Annotated in this window: 13 protein-coding genes; 6 read left to right on the top strand and 7 right to left on the bottom strand. The window is 59.7% G+C overall.

Translation table 11 applies throughout. The features are described 5' to 3' along the window. Positions 1-62: 62 nt before the first annotated feature. Positions 63-539: a 30S ribosomal protein S9 gene (gene rpsI / locus CHH27_RS04235; RefSeq protein WP_094070472.1), complete on the bottom strand. Its 477-nt coding sequence runs from the start codon at positions 537-539 to the stop codon at positions 63-65. Between the two features lie 2 nt (positions 540-541). After that, positions 542-1,009 (bottom strand): 50S ribosomal protein L13, encoded by a 468-nt coding sequence (gene rplM / locus CHH27_RS04230; protein ID WP_094070471.1) that lies wholly within the window; start codon positions 1,007-1,009, stop codon positions 542-544. A gap of 328 nt (positions 1,010-1,337) precedes the next feature. On the opposite strand from rplM, the gene CHH27_RS04225 reads away from it, so the two are divergent. Continuing rightward, positions 1,338-2,546 (top strand): GGDEF domain-containing protein, encoded by a 1,209-nt coding sequence (locus tag CHH27_RS04225; protein ID WP_094070470.1) that lies wholly within the window; start codon positions 1,338-1,340, stop codon positions 2,544-2,546. A gap of 6 nt (positions 2,547-2,552) precedes the next feature. Here the strand turns inward: CHH27_RS04225 and CHH27_RS04220 are convergent, their stop codons facing one another. Together CHH27_RS04220 and CHH27_RS04215 are read right to left on the bottom strand one after the other, a co-directional pair. Further along, a complete protein-coding gene (locus tag CHH27_RS04220) occupies positions 2,553-2,978 on the bottom strand; it encodes a PaaI family thioesterase (protein ID WP_094070469.1) in 426 nt (141 codons plus the stop codon). 102 nt (positions 2,979-3,080) lie between these two features. After that, positions 3,081-4,424 (bottom strand): ferric reductase-like transmembrane domain-containing protein, encoded by a 1,344-nt coding sequence (locus tag CHH27_RS04215; protein ID WP_094070468.1) that lies wholly within the window; start codon positions 4,422-4,424, stop codon positions 3,081-3,083. 202 nt (positions 4,425-4,626) lie between these two features. Between CHH27_RS04215 and CHH27_RS04210 the strand changes: the two genes are divergently transcribed. Continuing rightward, positions 4,627-4,923, top strand: a complete 297-nt coding sequence (locus CHH27_RS04210; RefSeq protein WP_094070467.1) for a putative quinol monooxygenase — start codon at positions 4,627-4,629, stop codon at positions 4,921-4,923. 31 nt (positions 4,924-4,954) lie between these two features. After that, positions 4,955-5,455: a hypothetical protein gene (locus CHH27_RS04205; RefSeq protein WP_208988546.1), complete on the top strand. Its 501-nt coding sequence runs from the start codon at positions 4,955-4,957 to the stop codon at positions 5,453-5,455. 58 nt (positions 5,456-5,513) lie between these two features. Here the strand turns inward: CHH27_RS04205 and bmt are convergent, their stop codons facing one another. Continuing rightward, positions 5,514-6,542, bottom strand: coding sequence for a betaine--homocysteine S-methyltransferase (gene bmt / locus CHH27_RS04200; protein ID WP_094070465.1), 1,029 nt, complete (start codon positions 6,540-6,542; stop codon positions 5,514-5,516). 316 nt (positions 6,543-6,858) lie between these two features. On the opposite strand from bmt, the gene CHH27_RS04195 reads away from it, so the two are divergent. The 3 genes from CHH27_RS04195 (at position 6,859) to CHH27_RS04185 (ending at position 17,772) form a co-directional block, all read left to right on the top strand. Continuing rightward, positions 6,859-8,397, top strand: a complete 1,539-nt coding sequence (locus tag CHH27_RS04195; RefSeq protein WP_094070464.1) for a trimethylamine methyltransferase family protein — start codon at positions 6,859-6,861, stop codon at positions 8,395-8,397. 367 nt (positions 8,398-8,764) lie between these two features. Further along, positions 8,765-16,387, top strand: a complete 7,623-nt coding sequence (locus CHH27_RS04190) for a type I polyketide synthase (RefSeq protein ID WP_208988544.1) — start codon at positions 8,765-8,767, stop codon at positions 16,385-16,387. A gap of 26 nt (positions 16,388-16,413) precedes the next feature. Further along, positions 16,414-17,772 carry an aminotransferase class I/II-fold pyridoxal phosphate-dependent enzyme gene (locus CHH27_RS04185; RefSeq protein WP_094070463.1) on the top strand — a complete coding sequence of 453 codons (1,359 nt, stop codon included), beginning with the start codon at positions 16,414-16,416 and terminating at the stop codon, positions 17,770-17,772. A 52-nt stretch (positions 17,773-17,824) separates the two neighbouring features. Here CHH27_RS04185 and CHH27_RS04180 read toward each other — a convergent pair whose 3' ends face one another. Beyond that, positions 17,825-18,634 carry an SDR family oxidoreductase gene (locus tag CHH27_RS04180; protein ID WP_094070462.1) on the bottom strand — a complete coding sequence of 270 codons (810 nt, stop codon included), beginning with the start codon at positions 18,632-18,634 and terminating at the stop codon, positions 17,825-17,827. Between the two features lie 18 nt (positions 18,635-18,652). Further along, positions 18,653-20,293, bottom strand: a complete 1,641-nt coding sequence (locus tag CHH27_RS04175; RefSeq protein ID WP_157738675.1) for a hypothetical protein — start codon at positions 20,291-20,293, stop codon at positions 18,653-18,655. Positions 20,294-20,303: the final 10 nt, after the last annotated feature.

Here is a 20,303-nt window from a genome sequence, read left to right as displayed (position 1 = left end):
AAAAACCCGCCGGATCGCTCCGGCGGGTTTTCCTGAAACGGTAAGACCAGTCGGTCCAGCGATTAACGCTTGGAGAACTGGAAGGACCGGCGGGCCTTGCGGCGGCCGAACTTCTTACGTTCGACGACGCGGCTGTCGCGGGTCAGGAAGCCGTTTTTCTTCAGAACGCCGCGCAGCTCCGGCTCGTAGTGGGTCAGGGCCTTGGAGAGGCCGTGACGCACAGCGCCAGCCTGACCGGACAGACCACCACCGGTGACGGTGGCTACAACGTCGTACTGGCCAGCACGGTCGGTGAGCATGATCGGCTGCTGAAGGATCATCTGAAGAACCGGACGAGCGAAATACTCGGTGAAGTCCTTCTTGTTGACGATGATCTTGCCGGTGCCCGGCTTGATCCAGACGCGCGCGATGGCGTCCTTACGCTTGCCGGTTGCGTACGCACGGCCCTGAGCGTCCAGCTTCTGGACATGGACCGGAGCTTCGGGGGCTGCGGTGTCGACCGCGCCGCCCAGTTCTTCCAGGGATTGCAGCTCAGCCATTGTTAAGCCCTCTTGCCGTCATTCTTTGCGTTGAGGCCCTTGACGTCGACGAGTTCCGGCGACTGAGCTTCATGCGGGTGGGTCGGACCAGCGTAAACCTTGAGGTTTTTCAGCTGCTTGTTGGACAGCGGACCGCCCGGCATCATACGCTGCACGGCTTTTTCCAGGACGCGCTCCGGGAAACGGCCTTCCAGGATGGCACGTGCGGTGCGCTCCTTGATGCCGCCCGGATGGCCGGTGTGCCAGTAGTATTTCTTGTTGTCGTACTTGCGGCCGGTGAACACGACTTTGTCCGCATTGACGACGATGACGTTGTCACCGGTGTCGATGTGAGGCGTGTAGGTCGGCAGATGCTTGCCACGCAGATGGTTGGCGATGAAGGCGGCGAGACGGCCGACAACCATGCCTTCTGCGTCGATCAAGATCCACTTTTTCTCGACCTCAGCCGGCTTGGCAGAGAAGGTCTTCATGAGTTTGATCCGTACTGAGCGGTTAAAGAAAAGGCCCGCGCGTCTCCATGACAGAGGCAGCGAACGGACCTTGAATTCGTTCGAGGCAGCTTATACGCCGACATCAAAACGTCGTCAATCACAAATTACGCAATAAAGCCCAATAAAAACCTTTTAAAACAACGACTTATAAAAACGGTATCATAATACCGTATGTTTTTCGAGCGTTTCTCTCCCAAATCCTGCTGGTCCCGGCGTTTTCCTGGCGCATTGGAAGACCGGATTTTACGCCAGCTTAACACCCATTGGGGCACAGATTAGAGAAACGTTGTTGACGCAAGGGAAATTGATGCAGCTGTTCAGCCTGCCCTACTGGACAAAAAGACCGCTGGTGCTTGCCGTTGTTGCAGGCGGGCTTTTGCTCGCCGGTATTGCCGGTGCCGTTCATGTGCTTCTGGATTGGCAGGTGCTCAATTCCATCCGGCACAATGCCGAAGTCAAGGCAATGACCTGGTCGGAACGGCTGTTCAAGAACGTCCCCAACGCAGAAAGCATGTTTGAAGAGGGCGCTGTTGCCGATGCCGACATACTTCGGCTTGTCGATTCCTTCGCCATGATCGACATCCTGAAGTTCCAGTTGTTTGACATGCACGGGCATCGCACCTTTACGGCCGGCGACGCCGAGTTTGATCATGAAGGTGCGCTCAACAAGAATGCGCTGGAGGTGTTTTTCTCTGGCGAGCCGAAGCTCTTTGTCATTCACGACGAGGTTGCAGAATACTCCGGACAGCCAGACACTTTTGTCGAAGCCTATGTTCCTGCCGTTACACCAGATGGCAGGCGGGTCGGAACAATTGAGGTCTATGTCGACGTCAGCCCCCTGGAAGAAGCCCTTGAATCGGCGTTCCAGCAGATCGGCTGGCTGCTTGTTCTCGGCACAGCGATTGTTTTGGCGGTCCCGGCCGCGGCCTATGTGCACCGGACACGTCAGCTGCGAAAAAAGGACCGCAAACTGCTGGAACTCACCCGCTACGACCAGTTGACCGGTATCCTGAACCGCAATTCCATTTCGGAAATCCTCGACGACTTTTTCGCAGACCCGGAGACGGCCAACGGTCTGGGTGTCCTGTTTGTCGATGTCGACTATTTCAAACAGGTCAATGACCAATACGGACACGCCTGCGGCGATCTGCTGCTGAAACACATCGCCGGCATACTGCGCGACAGCACCCGCAGGAACAGCGACATTGTCGGACGTTTCGGTGGCGACGAATTTGTGGTGCTTGCCCCCGACATCACCCGCGACGAGTTCCGCAAACTCTATGGCCGCGTGATGGAAGGTGCAAAAACACCCTGTGCGCACGAGGACAAGAGTTATGTGCCCAGCCTGAGCGTCGGGGCCTACCTGACCCGGGAAGGCGATACGGAAAAAACCGCGCTGCACCGGGCCGATCTGGCCGTTTATGCGGCCAAGCGGCGCGGCCGCGGTCAGGTTGTCGAATATTCAGAGGACCTGGAAGGCCTGTTCAAGCAGGATCTGGCCCGCCAGACAGCCTGACGATCATCAGCGCGGCGGCACCGAATAGGTCGCGGTCGCGTGGGCAACCAGGTCTTCCTGCCCCTCCCCGGCAATGCCGCAGTCGACCACGGCCAGCCGCTTGCCCAGTTTCAGGAGACGGCAGGTTGCGATCAGGTCTCCGGGCTCCGGCTTGCGCAGAAAGTTGATGTTAAGATTGGTGGTTACCGCCAGGGCCTCCGGGCCGATATGGGCAAGGATCACGACATAGGCCGCCAGATCGGCAAGCGCCATCATCGAAGGCCCCGAAACCGTCCCGCCGGGCCTTAGATGCAATTCGTTGGCGCTGAGGCGCACGCTGGCTTCCCCAGGTGACACACCGTCGATGGCATAAACCCGCCCGCCGGCATGGATCTGCGGGAACACGTCGTCCAGCATTGCCATGATCTCGTCGCCCGTCATTACCGGATGCATTTTCTGTTTCCCTATACCCCTAAAAACGCGCCGCAAATGCAGCTCGCTTTTACGTAAAGGTCAAAAGGCAGAAATTGCAAGCGCGTCCTGATGGGCAACCGGTTATTCTGCTGGCTGGGTCTTGGCCGCGCGACGTTTTTCGAAGGCGTAGATGCCCTTGTCCCAGATCCAGGCCGCCAGGGCGTTGAGACCTATGCCGGTTCGCATCTCGAACTCTTCGAAATGGAAACGGCTGGCCCGCAAGCCTTTCAGCACCAGGCCGGACTTGAGGGCCTTGCGCATGGCGACGGGGCCGCAGAAGAACACATGGGCCTGGCGCAGACCACCACCCAGATCCGCTTCAATGCGCTCCGGTGTCAACCGCACGCCCTCATTGGAATTGACGATCACCAGTTCCAGGTTGCCGACCTCCTCGGCAAGGCGTTCCAGATCCATCGCATAGGGAATGTCGTCGCGTTCACGGACGCAGTAATAGAGCTTCACCGTACCGGCATCGGCGGATTTCAGGCTTTCGGCAAAGGCCAGAAACGGCGTGATGCCGACCCCGGCCCCGATCCAGACTTGCGGGTCCCGGCCAGATGGCATGGAGAAATGACCAAAGGGGCCGGAAACGGTCGCCTCCATGCCTTCCTTAAGTTCGCGCCGCAAGCGCCGTGTATAGTCGCCAAGATCCTTGACTGAAAAACGCAGTGACCTGTCGTCACGTGGCGCGCTGGAGAGCGTGAAGGGATGCTCCTCGGACAAGCCGCTTCCCTTGACGGCCAGAAAAGCAAACTGGCCCGGCTTGTGTTTCAATCCCCTGCCCTTTGGCTGAAGCTCCACTTCTGTCAGACCGCCAAGATGGCGGACGGAAGACACTTTGTAGCCATGACCGCGTGGCGCCATCGGGCGCAGCAATGACATCCAGACATAGCTGACAAGACCGAGTACACAGAATGCGGAAACATAGAGGCCCAGCGGATCGAAATTCGAGAACGGTTTTTCGATGAAAAAGTAGTGAAACGCACCCATGAAGAAGAAGATGCCGATCAGGCGGTGACTCCACTTCCAGAGATGGTAGGGAATGAAGGTTATCACGGAGGCCAGGACGAGGATCAGCAGGCCATAGAGGCTGACCTCGCCGATGTCTTCGGCAATGCCTGCCAGGGGCCCACCACGCAATCCGTTCATCTCCGCGTCGATAATGTCGTGCAGACCGAGGCAGACCATTGCAATGACGCCAAGCCACTTGTGCAGCACATAGATGCGGTCGAGCGGCCCGAAAACGGTCTCCAGTCCGGGCGCCCGGGTCGCAATGAACTGGTTGATGCCCATCAGGATCAGGGCAGCCGACCCGATATACTGACTGAAAACGGCGACCGGATCCCGCTCGGCGGCAAGCGGCGCAAACCAGATCAGCGGCACAAGGCTCGCCGCAGCAATCAAAATCAGTCCGAAAAGTCTCAAGTCACTGTCCCCGCACTCAGGTCGCCCCTGTCACGGAGCGATCTCGGCGTTCAAGTAACATCTTGGCATCTAAACTCAATAAACTTTTGATTGCGTCACGGAAACAACATGTAATGGATCAGGCAAATCACCTGCATGCGGCGTGTCCCGTGGCCGGACACCCGTCACACCAAATCCCTTCTGACAATTGACAGGAACCAGAATGATTTTCGTGATCGCGACCCTCCAGACAACCGAAGAGAACCGGCAACAACTGATCTCGGCGAGCCAAATCTGTATCGAGGCCACCCGCAGGGAAGACGGCTGCCTGTCCTACGATCTGCACCAAAGTGTCAGCGACCCGAACACGCTTGTCTTTGTGGAACGCTGGCAGGACCGGCAGGCGCTGGAGGCCCATTTTGCCACACCGCATCTTTCTGCCTGGCGAGAGGCAGCACGCCCGCTTGTCGTCGACAAGAGCGTCGAGATCATCCAACCGGAGGCCATTGAAACCCTCTGAACAGCCGTCCTGAACAAGGGAGCACGAAGTGATGAGATTGCCTCGAGCCAAATACACTCGGTTGTCCGCAATGCTGGTGGCAACAGGCGTTGCCAGCCTGGCGGCACCGGCAGCAGCCGATAACTGGACGTACATGGACAACCGGTCCAGCCCGCAGACGCTGGTGGAAAGTTATTATGCTGCCATCAGCCAGCAAAGCTATGCACAGGCCTATGGATATTTCGCCGAAGGATCCGCACCAAAGGAGTTTGAAGCCTGGGTGAAAGGCTATGCGGATACCGGCGCTGTCAAGGTCAAGTTCGGAGAAACGGCGCCCGACCCGGGAGCGGGACAGATCTACTGGGCCCTGCCGGTTGCCATATCCGCTTCGAAGAAAGACGGCACCAGCGAGACCTTCACCGGCTGCTACAAGATCCACATGACCAATCCAGGCATGCAGACTGATCCGCCGTATCAGCCGATGGGCATCGTCTCCGCGACTCTGCGTAAATCCGGCGCATCTTTCGAAAGCGCCTCGCCCGGCCCCTGCTGAGGCCTGGCATGACGGGAATATGGGGCGCCTGAATTGCCAGCGCCCTTCTTCTGGTCTGTTAGCCGCGCCTGCGACCGCGGCGGCGCCCCGAACCGGCTCCCTCGCCTTCGGCCCTCGCTGCATCCGCTTCCTTGTTGGGAGGAGACACCAGCGGCCCGATTTCCTCCAGCACCTTTTCCAGGGTCGGCCGGTTGCCGGCAGTGTGCACGTCAAGCGCTCCGCGCATGGCCGCAAGGTGAACCGGAGAGGTGCCGCAGCAGCCACCGATGATCCGGGCACCGGCATCCAGCGCCATGTGCGTGTATTTGGCCATCAGCTCCGGCGTACCGGTATAGACGACCTCGTCCCCCTGGATCTGCGGAATGCCGCAATTGGCCTTGGCAACGACAATCGCATCTGGATAGGCCTCGGTGATTTCCATGATCGCCGCCAGCAGGTCGGACGCGCCGACGCCGCAATTCGAGCCGATGGCCACCGGCGTGCAGGCAAATTGCGACTGCAGATCGCCCAGTCCCTTTGGCGCAAGCCCCATCATGGTCTTGCCGGCCGTGTCGAAGCTTGCCGTGATCACCAGCGGCAAGTCGAAGGCCTGTGCGGCTTCCGCGGCGGCTTTCATTTCTTCCACCGCCGACATGGTTTCGACCCAGAGGATATCGGCGCCGCCTTCGACAAGGCCCTCCATCTGTTCCTTGAACGCAGCAACACCGTCTTCATAGCTCAGGGCGCCGAGCGGCTGAAACAGTTCGCCGGTCGGCCCGACAGATCCGCCGATCAGAACCTCCCGTTCAACGGTCGCCGCCACTTCCTTGGCCAGATGGACACCGGCGATGTTGAGTTCCTTTACCCGGTCCTGGGCGTTGTGCAGCTTGAGCCTGTGGCGATTGCCGCCGAAGGTGTTGGTCAAGATGATGTCGGACCCTGCATCAACAAAGGACTGGTGCAAAGCCCTGATCTTGTCCGGTTCGTCCGTGTTCCAGAGTTCCGGCGCGTCGCCGGACAACAACCCCATGTCAAAGAGATTGGTCCCTGTCGCCCCGTCCGCGAGCAATGCCCCCTTGGCGGCCAGCAGATTTTCCAGCTTGGACATGCGATGATCTTTCGTTGTGTCTGTCTTGGGCCCCGAAAACGGGTTGGCCTGCCTGAAGTGACAAGCCCCGGCGTTTCAGGCGCTGATCCTGTTTGTGAAGAAACGCTGTAGCAGCATCAAGGGTGCTCAGCCAAGCATTTGCTAGCGGCTGTACGGTGTTCGTGCCGATGAAGTCAATGGACTTCTGAGACAAAATGGAGCAACAAAGCGACATGACGCATTTGCGGCATTGCGCGACGGATCTGGAGCCGGGCGACCGCACTGTCTGATCAAGACTACGCGCAAACTAATATGCATCTTTTCGGGAGCAATCAAAATGTCAGACGCCGCCCCATCAGGCCGTCGAGGTAGAAACGCCCGCCGCGAGCGGCGCCAGGCCGGCCCGAGCGGACAATCCGTTCCCTATATTTCGCGCAATATCCCGAATTACGAGTTTTTGAGCGATGAAGGCGCGGAACGCATCGAGGCCAATGCCGACCGCATCCTGGCCGAAATCGGCCTCGAGTTCCGCGAAGACCCGGAAGTGCTCGATATCTGGAAACAGGCCGGTGCACGGGTCGATGGCGAACGGGTCTATTTCGAAAAGGGCATGCTGCGCGAAATCGTCAAGACTGCTCCTGCGCAATTCACCCAGCATGCGCGCAACCCTGCCCGCAACGTCGAGATCGGTGGCAACAATCTGGTGCTTGCCCCCGTCTACGGCCCTCCCTTTGTAACCGATCTCGATCAGGGCCGCCGATACGGCACGATCGAGGATTTCCGCAATTTCGTGAAACTGGCCTACATGTCGCCCTGGCTTCATCACTCAGGCGGCACGGTCTGCGAGCCCGTCGACCTTCCGGTGAACAAGCGCCATTTCGATATGGTCTATTCCCATATCAAATACTCGGACAAGCCGTTCATGGGTTCCGTGACAGCACCGGAGCGGGCCGAGGATTCGGTGAAGATGGCGCAGATAACGTTTGGCGAAGAATTCGTCGATCAGAACTGCGTCATGATCCAGCTGATCAACGCCAACTCGCCGCTCGTATTTGACGCCACCATGCTCGGTGCGCTCAAGGTCTACGCACGTCACAATCAGGCCTGTATCGTCTCGCCGTTCATTCTTGCCGGCGCGATGAGCCCGGTCACCGTTGCCGGCACGCTGTCGCAGGTTCTGGCCGAGGCCCTTGCCGGCTGCGCGCTGACACAGCTGGTCCGTCCAGGTGCGCCTGTTGTATTCGGCGCTTTTGTCAGCTCCATTTCCATGCAATCCGGTGCCCCGACCTTCGGCAGCCCGGAAGGATCGCTGTTGCTGAACGGCGCGGCCAAACTCGCCCGCCGCCTCAAGCTGCCCTTCCGATCCGGCGGCTCCTTCACAGCCTCCAAGGTACCGGATGCCCAGTCGGCCCAGGAATCCGCACAGACCATCCTGGCCACGGTTCAATCCGGTGTGAATTTCTGCCTTCACTCCGCAGGCTGGCTGGAAGGCGGCCTGTGTTCCTCCTACGAGAAATTTGTCATGGATGCCGACCAGCTCGGCATGATGCACGTGCTTGCCAAGGGCATCGAGATCTCCGACGAGACACTTGCCATGGACGCGCTCCAGGAAGTCGGCCCCGGCGGACATTTCCTGGGCGCCGCTCATACGCAGCGCAATTTCGAAAGCGCCTTCTTCCGCTCGTCGATCGCGGACAACAATTCTTTCGAGCAGTGGCTGGCAGACGGCGAACTGGATGCGGCAAAACGGGCAAATGCCCGTTGGAAGGAACAGTTGAGGGCCTATTCCGGACCGGAACTCGATCCGGCCATCGACGAGGCGCTGCTGGCCTTCATGGCCGAGCGGAAAGCCTCTTTCCCGGACAGTAATGTGTGACCTTTCAGGCAAGACGAGCGCCCGATCCCCGGATCGGGCGTTTTCTTTTTTTCTCCTTTATTCGCCCAAGCGCTTCCTGGACCGGCAACGGTTAGTGTTAACACAAGGAAGAGCTGCGTTTTTTTTTGCGCGATGTACCTTCCACAGCTATTCAGTCTAGGATAAAGGTTCCCTGACTCAGCCATTTCCTGACAGCTGGAAACGGTCATGGCCATGGGATAAACTCGTTCGCGGCGGTGCTGGCAATGACCGATGGTGCCGGAGTTTGAATATGAGGGAGTAATTTGAATGAGCAATAGCAGCTTTTAATTTTCTTGTGAAGTATCAATAACTTGACTGTTCTCAACAAATAAAAACAGGTTGTTCTGTGGCGTCGCTCACTTCCAACATCGATATTCTCGGATATTCTACCCGGCTCCCCGGAGCCAACAATTCTGACGAGTTCTGGACACTGCTGAAAAGCGGTCGGTGTTCCGTTACGTCCGTCTCGGAAGACCGTTGGCCTCTGGCTAGGTTCGGTCACCCGGTCCAGAGCACTTCTGGAAAGACCTACACCTGGGCCGCAGGTCAATTGGACGACGTATGGGGTTTTGACCCTGCCTTCTTCGGCATTTCGCCACGTGAGGCCGTTCAGATGGACCCGCAACAGCGCCTTTTGCTGCAGCTGGTCTGGGAAGCCCTCGAACACGCCAAACTCAAGCCAAGCGACCTGGCCGGAACAACCACTGGCGTTTATGTCGGCGCTTCCTCCCTGGATTACCACCATCGCTTTATTGTCGATCCACCGGTCGCCGACATGCAGTTCATGACCGGCAATACCTTGTCGATCGTTTCCAACCGGATCTCGTATATCTACGACCTGCGCGGGCCGAGTTTCACGGTTGATACGGCGTGCTCCTCGTCCATCGTCGCCTTGCATGAGGCTGTTTCAGCGCTGGAGAGCGGACAAATCGACACCGCAATCGTGTGCGGCGTCAGCCTGCTGCTCAGCCCCTTCGCCTTCGTCGGGTTTTCTCGGGCGACCATGCTGTCGCCTACGGGCCTGTGCCAGGCGTTTGATGCCAATGGCGACGGCTATGTGCGATCGGAAGGTGGTGCGGTTGTCGTCTTGCGGGCCGCTAGAGCCGGGTTGCCGGAAGGCACCCAGAGCCATGGCAAGGTCCTGGCGACCGGCATCAATGCCGATGGCCGAACCGTCGGTCTTTCCCTGCCCTCCCCGTATGCCCAGGCAGACCTGCTGCGCGAAATCTACGAGGGTCTCGAGATCGACCCGGAAGCCCTGGCCTTCATTGAGGCGCATGGCACGGGCACGCGCGTTGGCGACCCTGCCGAAGCGGATGCACTCGGCCGCGTCATCGGGCAGAAACGCAGCGACGCCTTGCCGATCGGCTCGGTCAAAACCAACGTCGGACACCTGGAACCGGTTTCGGGCCTGATCGGCATGCTGAAGTCCGTCATGGCATTGCGTGAGGACCTGCTGCCAGAATCGCTGCATTTCCGGACACCCAATCCGGACATTCCCTTTGAGGACCTCAACCTGAAGGTCGCAGGTGAGGCGATGCCGCTTCAGCGCGACGACAAACGCCGTCTGGCCGGCATCAACTCCTTCGGCTTTGGCGGCACCAACGCACACGCCGTTATCGGCGATCCTGATCCGGTAACCACACCCGCCTCAAATGCACGGGACTCGGCACCCCTTGTCCTGAGCGCTCGATCTGCCGAAGCCCTCAAGGACCTCGCAGCGCGCTTCGCCAACCGGCTGGACAGCGCTTCCGACGAGGAAGCCGGCGCCGTGATTGCCTCGAGCGCGCACAGCCGGGACCTTCTGTCCGAACGCCTTGTGGTGCTCGGCAAGACCAGGGAAGAGAAACTGGAAGCCCTGCGCGGCTTCTCCGAGGATGGTGAAGACCGGTCGGACCTTGTCTCCGGAAGCATCATCAAGCCGGACGCGAAGGTCGGGTTTGTGTTTTCCGGCAACGGGTCGCAATGGGCGGGCATGGGTCAGGAGGCCTATCAGGCCGACACTGTGTTCCGCACAGCTTTCGACAAGGTCGACAAGATTTTCATGGGCCTGAGTGGCTGGTCGTTGGTAACCACGCTGTTTGCCGACGACCTGGAAGCGGACCTGGAACGCTCCGAAGTCGCACAACCGCTGCTCTTTGCCATTCAGGTCGGCATTGTTGAATCCCTGCGCGAGCGCGGCATCACAGCAGATGGAACCGCTGGACACTCTGTCGGCGAAGTTGCTGCCGCCTGGTGCGCAGGCGCTCTCGATCTGGAACAGGCTGTCCGCGTTATCCGCGCGCGCTCCAGCGAGCAGGAAGTTGTCCGCGATCTCGGTTCCATGGCCGCACTCCTGCTACCCGCCGAGCAAGCTGTTGCCGCCATCGAGGAAAGCGGGTTGCCGCGGCTTGAACTGGCCGCTGACAACAGCCCGCGCAGCGTGACCATTTCTGGCGACAGTGACAGCCTGGATGCCTTTGCAAAATTTGCGCGCAAGAAAAAGTGGGCAATGCGCAGGCTCAACCTCGCATACCCGTATCACAGCGCACTGGTGGATCTCATCGAGGAACCGCTTCTTGACGCTCTGAAAGGGCTTTCGCCCAAAACCGCCAGCCTTCCGTTCTATTCGACGGTTACGCCGGATGAAACCGACGTTCAGGTCTCTGCCGACTACTGGTGGCGCAACGTGCGCCGGCCTGTCCGGTTCGCAGCCGCCATGGAAAACATGGCCGCAGACGATTTTGCGGTTCTTGTTGAAATCGGCCCCAAACCGGTACTCGGGACCTATATCAACGATGTTCTTCGCGCGAAGGGCAAGAAGGCCAAGGTTCTGGAAACGCTGAAGGAACCGCCGAAGAAGCAAACGGCGGCCCCGAAAGGGAACCCGCTTGAGCGTATTGCCGCATCGGTGCTTGCCAATGGCGGTGTTACGGATCTGACCCAATATGTCGGGCCGAAACCTGCGAGCCTCGTTTCGCTGCCGTCCTACCCCTGGCAAAATACCGCCTACAAGCCGGAAAGCAGCCCGGAACGAGTGGACTTCATGTTCGGCCAGACCTGGCCCCTGCTGGGCCACAGGCTGCGCCAGGACGCCGCGGAGTGGTTCAACCACATCGACAGCGGCTCGTTGCCTTTCCTGCAGGACCACAAGGTCGAAGACAGCGTCGTTTTCCCGGCCGCGGGCTACATTGAAATGTGCCTGAGGGCGGCTTTGCGCTGGACACGGGCCGATCAGATCGAATTGTGCGACCTGGACATTATCCGCCCCCTCGTTATCGAAGGGGACGAAGTCTGGGAGACACAGGTCCGTATCTCGTCCGACGACCATGTCGTGGAGGTGCTGTCGCGTCCGCGCCTGTCCGACAATGACTGGTCACTGAATGCAAGAGGCACTTTCCAGACGCCGTCCACTCCGTCGCGTTCGCCGTGGTTGCGGGGCAGCGAAGAAATGGTGTCGGAACTGGATCACCAGGCGCTTTACGAGCTCACAAAAACCTTTGGCTTGAACTACGGACCGGCATTCCGGAGAGCCGACCGCGTGATCAAGCACTCGCAGACGAGCGCAACAGTAACGCTTCTCGAACGCGACGAATCCGTCAGTTCCCATTCGTTTGCGCTCTGTCCAACGCTGGTTGATTCCGGATTCCACGGTCTCTTTGCCCTTCTTGATGAAGTTGAGGACGTGCCGCAAAACACGTCCTTCCTGCCGATCCGCCTGGGCACTCTCCGCTTGCTCGCGCCGGAAATTCATCCGACATCGGTCAGAATTGAGGTCACCAAGGCGTCTCCCCGCTCGATCGAGGCCGGTTTCGAGTTTCTGGACGGTGACGGACAGGTGGTCGCCCGGTTGAGCAAGACACGTTTCAAGGCGGTTACGCTTGGACAAGAGACGCGGCCGGACGATCTGGTCTATCGCCAGATCGCGACGATCCTGCCGGAACGCAATCGCGTTTCACCGCTTGAGGCAATTTTCCCCGGGCTTGACGAGCTTGCACAAAAGCTCGACCTGGCGGGATCGGAAGACCAGGAGCTGGAAGACAGCAGGGTTTTGATTGAGGCTCTGGGCCGCTCCGTGGTTCATCAGACCCTCTTTGATCTTTATGGCGCACGAACCGTCGCCCTGGCTGACCTTGTTGCAGCTGAAGAACTTCATGAAACAGCAGCCCCCTTGGCAGCCAGCATGTTTGCCTGGCTGGTGGAAAGCGAACTCTGCGTCGAGAGCGACGAAGGATATGCCCTGACGGATCCGGCCGGACTTCCTTCGGCCGGAGATCTGCTGCAAGCCCTCACCGACGGCGGCGGCGAACATATCGCGGAGGCCGCTCTGCTGGCGCGGCTCTGGACCGGACTGAAGGAAATCCTTCAGGACGGTCTTCTTGAGACCGCTGGCCAGGAGTATTCATCCAGCCTGTTCGACGCCTACCGGTCCTCGGCACCTGCGCGCACGGAGCTTTCCGCCTCCTTGCGCAAGATTTGCCAGGACCTCGTCACTCAGTGGCCGTCGGACCAGGCCTTGCGCATTCTTCTCGTCGGGGCCAATGGCGGTTTGGCGTCGTGGATCGACAAGAAACTCGACCCAACCAACATGGCTCTCGTCGTAACGGACGCAACCGCTGCTGCGGTCGGTCGTGGCGAACGCCTCTGGCAAGGCAGCGCTGCTACGGAGTTTGTCGAGCCGACAGACGCAGAATTCACATTCGAGCGACACTTCGACCTCCTGCTGTTCGATACGTCGCTGTCGGAATTCGATGCTGAAACGCTGAAGCGTCTTGTGCAGGCTCTTGTCCCTGGCGGGATGGCTGTAAGCGCCGAAGCCCTGCCAAATCCGCTTGCCGACCTGATCATGGGTGTCGGGTCGGACTGGTGGCAAGAAAGCGCAAGTGTCGAATTCCCGGTGTCCAGACAACAGTCGGACTGGACCAAGGCTCTGGAAGCCGCCGGTTTGCGTTCCGTGGAAACGCTGCCGCTGAAAAGTTCGCTTGTTGAGGCTGATCTCGTCTGCGCGCGTGCTGTCGAGGTGCAGGAGGATGCCCCCACCGTTGAGGAAGCCGAGGCTTCCGATGCAGACCAGTCGGTTGCCGAGCAGAAATCCTATTTGCTCCTGACCGATGCCGACGGCCCCTCGCATCGTCTGGCCGAGGGGTTAAAAGCGTGCCTGGAACGCAACGGTCACGCTGCGACCCTGCTCGTGCCAGGTGGTGTCACCGAACAACTCGACGACAACACCTGGAGCGCCGCGCTGGAGGCCGAACAGGAGGCCGACACGCCGGATCAGGCTCTGTCCGACCTTCTGACCAGCCACGATGGGCGCGTCGTTCATCTTCTGGGTGCCTATGCGAAATCGGACGATGCCCTGGCCTCGGTCGACACGAGAGCCCACAGCCTGATGGTGATCCTGAAGGCCCTTGGCGCCAATACCGGCGACATCGCCCTGCTCGCTCCAGCTGGCGCACAGGATATCGCGGGAGGGCGCTCTGCCGCTCCGGACCAGGCAGGCTTCTGGGCCTTTGGCCGGGTCGTGATGAACGAATATCCCGACGCCAACCTCAAGCTGATCGACGTCTCTCCCGACCTGGAGCCGGGGATCGCCGCTGCGCGTGTCGCCGATGAAATCCTGGTCTCGAACGGGGAACGGGAAATTGTTCTGGACAGCGAAACCCGCTCCGGCATACGCCTGCTCAAGGGCGGTGTCCTGTCCGACACGCGTCTTGCCGAGGATGCCGATCCGGCAATGCGGCTGGACATCCTGCGTCAGGGGTCGCTCGACCAGCTCTCGTGGCAAACCGTTGAACGCAAACAGCTGACTGGCAAAGATGTCGAAATCGCGGTTGAAGCCAGCGGCCTGAACTTCCGGGATGTCATGTGGGCCCTCGGTCTCTTGCCGGAAGAAGCGCTGGAAGACGGTTTTGCCGGCCCGACCCTGGGCATGGAGTGCTGCGGGCGTGTTGTCAATGTCGGACCGGATGTGACCCGCTTCCAGCCAGGTGACAAGGTCATAACCTTTGCGCCGGCCTGTTTTGCGACGCATGTCACCGTTGACGAGAGCGGCTGCGCGCCGATGCCGTCAACTGTCTCGGCCGAGGAAGCGGCAACCATTCCGGTGACCTTCCTGACCGCCTATTACGCGCTGGTGCATCTCGCCGCCCTGTCGGAAGGCGAAACGGTTCTGATCCACGGTGGCGCTGGTGGTGTCGGTCTGGCCGCTCTCCAGATCGCCAAGTGGCGCGGCGCGAAGATCATCGCAACGGCCGGCTCGGAAGACAAGCGCAACACGCTGAGCCTGCTCGGCGCCGATGTCGTCCTCGATTCCAGAAGCCTTGCCTTCGTCGATGCCGTGATGGAGGAGACTGCAGGCGAAGGCGTTGATGTAGTCCTGAACTCGCTCTTTGGCGAGGCCATGGAGCGCAGCATTGATGTCCTGAAGCCATTTGGCCGTTTCCTGGAGCTCGGTAAGCGCGACTATTACGGCAACACACGCATCGGCTTGCGTCCGTTCCGTCAGAACCTGACCTATTTCGGCATTGATGCCGATCAGCTGCTGACCCGGCAGCCCAAGCTGGCCGTGGATCTCTTCGTCAAGCTGGTCGAACTCTTCGAGAACGGTACACTTCGTCCGCTTCCGCACCGGGTCTTCGAGGCGGCCGACGTCGTGGACGCGTTCCGCCTGATGCAGCAGGCGGGTCACATCGGCAAGATCGTCATTCGTCCTCCAGAGGTTCCCGCTGCGCAACCGGCTGTCAGGGACATCGCGTTTGACGGCGACGCCGTATATCTCGTGGCCGGCGGGTTTGGCGGGTTTGGCGCTGCGCTGCTGCATCGCCTTGCAGATCATGGTGCCAGGTCTCTTGCGGTTCTCAGCCGGCGCGGCGACGCCAGCGAAGAAGCTCAGGAGGTCATCTCCCAACTGGCCGAGCGTGGTGTCGACGTCAAGGGATACGCCTGCGACATCACCGACGAAGACGCGGTAAAGAGGGTCCTGACCGACATCCGCGCCGATGGAAAACCGCTCAAGGGCATCTTCCATACGGCGATGGTTCTCAATGACGTGCTGATCGCAAACATGGATCATGAGGGGCTGACCAGGGTCCTGGCACCCAAGGTGCGCGGCGCGGAGTTGCTTGATCGTCTGACCCTCGACGACCCTCTTGATCATTTCGTGCTCTACTCGTCGGCGACCACGCTGGTCGGCAATCCTGGACAGGCAAACTATGTCGCGGCCAACGGCTACCTGGAAGGTCTTGCGCGCAAACGGCGCCTGGAAGGACGTCCGGGTCTGGCTGTCGCATGGGGTGCGATTTCCGATGCCGGCTATCTTGCCCGCAACGAAGACGTCAACGAAATGCTGTCGCGCAAACTCGGACGCCATGCCCTCACGGCAAAAGAGGCTCTCGACGGCCTGATGAGCCTGATGGCGCAGGACAACGGGCAAGACGCAAGACTTGCATCTCTCGGTTATGCCCGTATCGACTGGCAGGCAGCCCGCAAGGATCTCGCGCTTGTCGGCACGCCGCTTGTCTCGCTGCTCGGCCTCGGTGACGAGGATGACGCCGGCGGTGACGGGATGATCGATCTAGCCGCCATGCTGGAGGGGATGGACCAGGTGACGGCTGCCCAAACGGTTGCCAAGCTCCTGGCCGCGGAGATCGGAAAGATCCTGCGCATTGCTCCTGAAGAAATTGATCCACACAAGCCCTTGTCCGATATCGGCATGGATTCACTGATGGCCCTGGAGCTGCGCATGAGTGCAGAACGGCAGCTCGGCATCGACATTCCATTGATGTCACTTGCAAATGGCGCCACTTTGATCGATCTTTCAGGGCGTGTTGCCAATCGCGTGCTCGGAGAGGAAAATGCCTCTGGTATCTCCGACGAGACGCAGCAGCTTGCAAGCCTTCACATGGACGACAAACGGCCCGAAGACGAAGACCTTTCGGATGTGGCGGCCGAAGTTGAAAACAAGAGCCGGGAACTCGGATCCTTCCTGTAACCGGCACCAGGTAAGGAATATTGGGAATGGGCGCAGATGATCGCGCCAAGCTGATGGACAGCTTGAAAGCCAATCGTCGCTCCGCGCGTGGACGGACCGCCTCGGCGGCTTCCCGTCCCGCGGCTGCAGCGCCGAAGCGCAAGGTTTATGACTTCAAGGAGTTGCCCCAGGTCAAACAGCTGCAGATGCACCGCGCTGCAGCTGACATGATGGGCATCGAGAACCCGTTTTTCAGGCCCCATGACGGCCTGGCTGCGGGAACAAGCGTGATCGAAGGCAACAACTACGACAATTTCGCTTCATACAACTACCTTGGCCTGAACGGTCATCCGCAAGTCAGCGCGGCTGCAAAGGCCTTTGTCGACCGCTACGGCACCAGTGTTTCGGCGAGCCGCATCGTGGCAGGGGAACGCCCCTTCCATGGTGAACTGGAAGCGGCGCTGGCGAAAATTCATGGCGTTGAATCTTCCATCGTCATGGTCTCGGGCCACGCGACGAACGTCACCACGATCGGCCACTTGATGCATAAAGGCGATCTGGTTCTCACCGATTCCTTCGTGCACAATTCCATCGCCGAAGGTGTCAGGCTGTCTGGCGCCACGCGCATGAATTTTCCGCATGACGATCTGGACGCCCTGGAAAAAATGCTTGCGGACCATCGGCATAAGTTCGAGCGGGTGCTGGTGATTGTCGAGGGCCTCTATTCCATGGACGGCGACTTTCCGGACCTGCGCCGGATCGTCAAGCTGAAACAGGCCTATGATGCCTGGCTGATGGTCGACGAGGCCCACTCGATCGGTGTACTTGGCAAAACCGGACGCGGAATTGCGGAACATTTCGATGTCGATCCAAACGAGGTCGAGATCTGGATGGGTACGCTCAGCAAGACTTTCTCCTCCTGTGGCGGCTACATCGCGGGATCCAAGGTTCTGTGTGATTACCTGAGGGTCACAGCGCCAGGATTCGTGTTTTCCGTTGGCCTGTCTGCGGCGCTGGCGGGAGCGGCAATCGCCTCCGCTGAGCTTCTCGAACAGGAACCGGAGCGGGTCGAACGCCTGCAGAAAAACGGTGCCCTTTTCCTGAAGCTGGCGAAGGAAGCCGGGTTGGATACAGGGCCGAGTGCAGGCTATGCGGTGGTTCCAGTGATCGTCGGCGATTCCGCCGGTGCGGCAACCCTGTCCAACCGACTGCTTGCAAAAGGCATCAATGCGCTGCCGATTATTTTTCCTGCCGTTCCGGAAAAATCGGCAAGGATCCGTTTTTTCATTACCAGCGAGCATACGGAAGAACAGATTGCCAATGCGGTCGCTGTCACCGCGGCAGAGCTGGACGACATGCGCACCGAAGGCAACGCGGTCGATCGTCTGATCAAGGCAGCCAGGTAGTTCGTGAAATGTCTCTGACAAGGAACCGGGCCAGGCGCCCGGTTTTTTTTCGTCAGGATTTGTCCTGATCCCGGTATCGCGGGTCCTGTTCGATCTCCGCGTCGAATCCCCCCATGAACAGGTCCCCGATGCTTGGTGGCAGCAGGTTCTGCAGGCGGATGCCGGTGGCCAGCAGGAACGGGAACGCGTAGAACGCCTTCTTCTTCATGATTGCGCGGTGCATCCAGCGCGCAGCGCGTTCTGCCGACACTTCGAACGGTTTTGCTCCCTTGTGGCGGGCGGACATGGGAGAGGTGACGAAGCCTGGACAAATGATGGTCACGGAGACCCCAAAAGGTTTCAGCCAGCCACGGAGCGAATGGCCATATGCAATCACTGCCGCCTTGCTGGCGCTGTAACTTGGCATGTCAGGCAGGGCTCGCATTCCGGCCAGAGAGGAAATCAAAACTATCTGACCATGGCGGCGCTGCTGCATGAAGTCGACGGCACCGGTCACCGTATTCACGACGCCGCGGTAATTCACGTCAATCTGCCGATCGCTGTCGGCGTCGGCTTCGCGGCTCCTGTTCGGACCGAGTCCCGCCGTCACGCCTGCATTGGCAATGACCAGATCAATCGCCTGGCGATGATCGAGATCCTTCAGATAGGCATGCAAAGGTGCGCGGTCGCGAAGGTCGATCGCGCGGATCTCGCCGTCGGCCCCTTTTTGCCTGAGTTCGTCAAGCAACGGGCGCAGGCGGTCTTCGTCCCTCGCAATCAGTGCAAAATAGACACCCTCCCGGGCGATTTCCCGCACCAGTGCCTGACCGATCCCGCCGCTGGCACCTGTCAGAACGATGACTTTCCTTGTTTCGCCCGCCATTCTCAGTCCTGCGCTCCGTTACAGTCCCAACTTCCTGCCAAGCCAGGAAGCATGCCGTTTTGCAGCTGTTACCAAAAGGTGCTTCCGGTCGTTTCGCTGTTCAGTCAGCCTCGATATCAGAAATTCCGGCGTACACGGTAGCAGTGTCACCGGATCTATGGTCCGGGCATAGACGACCAGAGACAGATAGACCAGCTCCGCCAGGCTGCGCCGACGTCCCCTGCCCTCCAGAGGTGTCAGATCTTCACAAAGCCCCCACCCGGCGTAGAAGGGGGCGCCGTGCACGGCGACGGACTTGCCCCGAAGCAAAGCCTCATAACCAGACAAGGAGGAAAAAGTCTCTACAGCGTCAACGGCCTCGATCAGATCGATGATGTTTGCGTCTTCCGCGACAGCATCCACGAAACCGAGCGCTGTTTCTCTTGCAACCTTGCCTTTGCGCAGGCCCGTCTCCACGTCCGGATGGGGCTTGAACACCAGGAAGGCATCCGGATGGCGTTCGCGTGCCAGCCGCAAGAGATCCAGGTTTACATTGGGCGTGTTGGCACAATCGATGGTCGCTGATCGCGATTTGCGGATTGCGGCATCATCGGCAACCTGCCCGGGGACGAGAATCTTCTTTCGACCAGTGGGAAAGTCATAGGTCCGGGACTTGCCGAAATTGTATTTCGAAACCCTGGCTCTCTGCAGCCGGTCAACCAGGTACTCACCGCGCTTCCGCTCGTCAGGCAACAGGTCGCGATCCCGCAGCAGTACCTCAAGCCGGCTGGGGCGTGAAGGGTCGTAATAGATCCCTAGATCATCGACGGCCAGCATTGCGCCGCGGGCCAGGCCGGCCCCCAAACCGACAGACCGCAAGAAGCCGTCCTCAATGCGTAGCAGCGGCGTGCCGGTCTTGCTGCATTCCGCCTCGAGCTCTCTGCTTGTGCGGCCGGCCCAGGACAGAACCCGGCCACGGCTTGCGCTCGCAGCCGCCAGCGTTTCTGCCTCGGTTTCGTGAAACTGCACACTGCCCCCCCGGCCAGAAAAAGTGGCTCTGATCGAAGGATGGTTCCAATACTGCGCCCCGAAACAATGGGCAGGCTGATCGTTCTCCTGCCAGTGCTCATGCATGATCGCAAAGATGGCGGCAGCGTCAGCCGGCAATATGGGCTCACCGTTATAGGGCGAAAACCAGAGCGTGTGCTTCGACAAAATGTGGTTGACCAAACGCGTTTGGTCGAGGGCTTGTGTCTCACATTGCCGATGAACGGCCCCCCAGAAGGGATCCATCGACGACATGTCCGGATGTCCGGTCAGAAGGCGTTCAAGGGAATTGCTCGACGCTTCCCCGGGAACCTGTTCGCCGGACGCGGCGCAATTCATGTCTCTGGTTCGCCAGAGGCCGGCGAAATCCGTGTCCGTGCCGGCCGGCCTTTCCTTCGCCGATTGAACCAGCCACCGCGCGACCTCTTCCGGACCAAGACAGTCAGCTGTCTGAGGCAGAGGAACCGGCATTGCGACAAAACTTGCCGGCACGCGCTTCGCATCGACCGGAGACGGTCCGTCGAGAATGAGAAGCGGGATTGTGTCGCCGTTTCCCGGACGCGGTCCAGCCGCCATCAACGTCGATGCTCCGATAACCAGATAGTGATGACCACCGGTCGGCTGTCGAATCAAACCCGTCTTC

This window comes from Labrenzia sp. VG12, assembly GCF_002237595.1.
Taxonomy (GTDB): Bacteria; Pseudomonadota; Alphaproteobacteria; order Rhizobiales; family Stappiaceae; genus Roseibium.
The sequence above is the reverse complement of the archived record's forward strand: the minus strand, read 5'-3'. Positions and strand labels throughout refer to the sequence as shown.

Coding starts and splice junctions, on each gene's coding strand:
- bmt (WP_094070465.1), bottom strand. CDS start 6,542: ATGTCCAAGCTGGAAAATCTGCTGGCCGCCAAGGGGGCATTGCTCGCG.
- CHH27_RS04195 (WP_094070464.1), top strand. CDS start 6,859: ATGTCAGACGCCGCCCCATCAGGCCGTCGAGGTAGAAACGCCCGCCGC.
- CHH27_RS04180 (WP_094070462.1), bottom strand. CDS start 18,634: ATGGCGGGCGAAACAAGGAAAGTCATCGTTCTGACAGGTGCCAGCGGC.
- rplM (WP_094070471.1), bottom strand. CDS start 1,009: ATGAAGACCTTCTCTGCCAAGCCGGCTGAGGTCGAGAAAAAGTGGATC.
- rpsI (WP_094070472.1), bottom strand. CDS start 539: ATGGCTGAGCTGCAATCCCTGGAAGAACTGGGCGGCGCGGTCGACACC.
- CHH27_RS04185 (WP_094070463.1), top strand. CDS start 16,414: ATGGGCGCAGATGATCGCGCCAAGCTGATGGACAGCTTGAAAGCCAAT.
- CHH27_RS04205 (WP_208988546.1), top strand. CDS start 4,955: ATGAGATTGCCTCGAGCCAAATACACTCGGTTGTCCGCAATGCTGGTG.
- CHH27_RS04225 (WP_094070470.1), top strand. CDS start 1,338: ATGCAGCTGTTCAGCCTGCCCTACTGGACAAAAAGACCGCTGGTGCTT.
- CHH27_RS04210 (WP_094070467.1), top strand. CDS start 4,627: ATGATTTTCGTGATCGCGACCCTCCAGACAACCGAAGAGAACCGGCAA.
- CHH27_RS04220 (WP_094070469.1), bottom strand. CDS start 2,978: ATGCATCCGGTAATGACGGGCGACGAGATCATGGCAATGCTGGACGAC.